General features: G+C 45.4%; 1 protein-coding gene and 1 pseudogene. Both read right to left on the minus strand.

Annotation, left to right across the window (positions count from 1 at the left end; genetic code table 11):
- Positions 1–439: 439 nt before the first annotated feature.
- Positions 440–1,330, minus strand: a pseudogene (locus H6550_00055) (IS3 family transposase).
- Between the two features lie 5 nt (positions 1,331–1,335).
- Positions 1,336–1,716 (minus strand): transposase, encoded by a 381-nt coding sequence (locus H6550_00060; GenBank protein ID MCB9044505.1) that lies wholly within the window; start codon positions 1,714–1,716, stop codon positions 1,336–1,338.
- Positions 1,717–1,833 lie beyond the last annotated feature (117 nt).

Here is a 1,833-nt window from a genome sequence, read left to right on the forward strand (position 1 = left end):
AGGATGTAACTACCTTTACCCCGATATGTAACGGCCTTTACCCCGGTGTGTAAAGAGTCTTTCCCCGGCATGTAACGTCTTTTACATAAGGATGTAACAACGCTGTAAATGTAATGTATTGTCTTTTCCTGATTTAGCTAGACGCTTTTTCTTTTTATAACCGATATCAGTAGACGGTTCTTGGAATGTTGTACTGGTTCAGTAGTCACTTCTTCCCAAGCCCTGCTGATATAGTAGACACAGCAAAGTGAGTTGTCCTGATTCTGTTGACAGTCATCCTGCTGCATTTGCAGAGCCCGTGCTTGCTTGTCCGGCAAGACTGGGTGCCCCTAAAAGAGGCATTCTGTCTTTGTCAGGTGCGCTGTCCTGCGCCTTCGCCCGGACTTGCTGTCCGGCTTTGCAAAGATATTGCATCCTTCTTTTTATTGCTACTTGTGGAAGGATATTTTTTCTTCTTCCACATTTTCTTCTGTATTCCCTTCTCCAGATGCGCCACAGCAGGTATTTTATACCCGATACTCATATGCGGTCTGCGATGGTTATAGAAATGTATGTAGCGAGCTATGACATTTCTTGCATGCCCGATGTCGTTGAACCGGCCTCGAGGATGGCTGCTTTCCGCCTTAATAATCCCGTTGATACGTTCCGCAACGGCATTGTCGGTGGGTTTGTAGTCTTCCGTCATACTGATGGCAATGCCATGTTTCTGAAGAAGTGCCACGTATGGGTCGCAACAGTATTGTACGCCACGGTCCGAGTGATGTATCAGGCCCGTAAGATTTTCATCTCCTGTCATTTCAACAGCCTGCTCTATAGCCTGTTGCAATGCATTGATGGTTGCCGATACCCGTAAGGTGTCGGCAAGCACCCATCCCACTATCTTATGGGAGTAGGCATCCGTAATCAGATGCAGATAACAGACTTCACCATTGGCAAGTGGTATATAAGTAATGTCGCTGACCCACAACTGGTTGGCTGAAGTCAAGGTCAGTCCTTTGATTAGGTTCTTCCACTTGTGGTAGCGATGGTTGGAGTTCGTCGTATGCCGGGTCTTGCGGGCAGGAAGCATCAAGCGGTGTTGCCGGAGCAATGCATAAAAGCTGTCCCGCCCAGGCATGAACCCGGCTCCAAAAAGCACGGTGAGCATAATCCACAGTTTGTAACAGCCTATACCCGGATCTTCGATACGGATATCACGGACAGCATCCAGCATGAGACGTTCCCTATGTATCTGACTCTCAATGTCAGCCTTTGACTGGTAGTAGGCTTGACGACAATGGCCAAACAGACGGCAGGCCAACGCAACTTTCAGGTTGCGCTGACTGACCAGTTCCGTTACGATTTGGCCCCAGATTTTTTTCTGATAGGGATGTTGAAGAGTTCTTCAGCACGCGTAATCATCAACTCACGGGCTTCTGTTTCCAGCTTGGAGAAAGACAGAGCTTTCTCCAGCTCTTTAATGCGCTTTTTTAATTGGGCATTTTCATCTTTGTAGGCTTCCTTGCTGCGATTGGACATATCTGGTGATTCTTGTTCAGAAGGCAAAGATAGCTCTTCTGCTAAATTTGAATACTTTTTAATCCAACTATTTAGCAAGGCAGGGCAACAAATGCCATGTGCCCGGCAAAAGGCATGCTTACTCATACCTGATTGGTAGTAAGAGTGAAGAAAAAACAGTTTTTCATCTTCACGATAAAGCTTTCGTTTTGAAGTCATAATAGTAACACATTTATTAGTTTGTAAATGTGTCTACCTATATCAGGATAAGACAAACGGCTTTTACATTATAGGGTAAACATCCGGTAAATATAATCTGCTGATTATTAGCTTATA

The sequence above is a fragment of the Chitinophagales bacterium genome (genome assembly GCA_020636495.1).
Lineage (GTDB): Bacteria > Bacteroidota > Bacteroidia > Chitinophagales > Chitinophagaceae > UBA5543.

Bases quoted from the DNA above. Each gene is read 5' to 3' on its own strand.
- H6550_00060 (MCB9044505.1), bottom strand. From the start codon at position 1,716: ATGACTTCAAAACGAAAGCTTTATCGTGAAGATGAAAAACTGTTTTTT.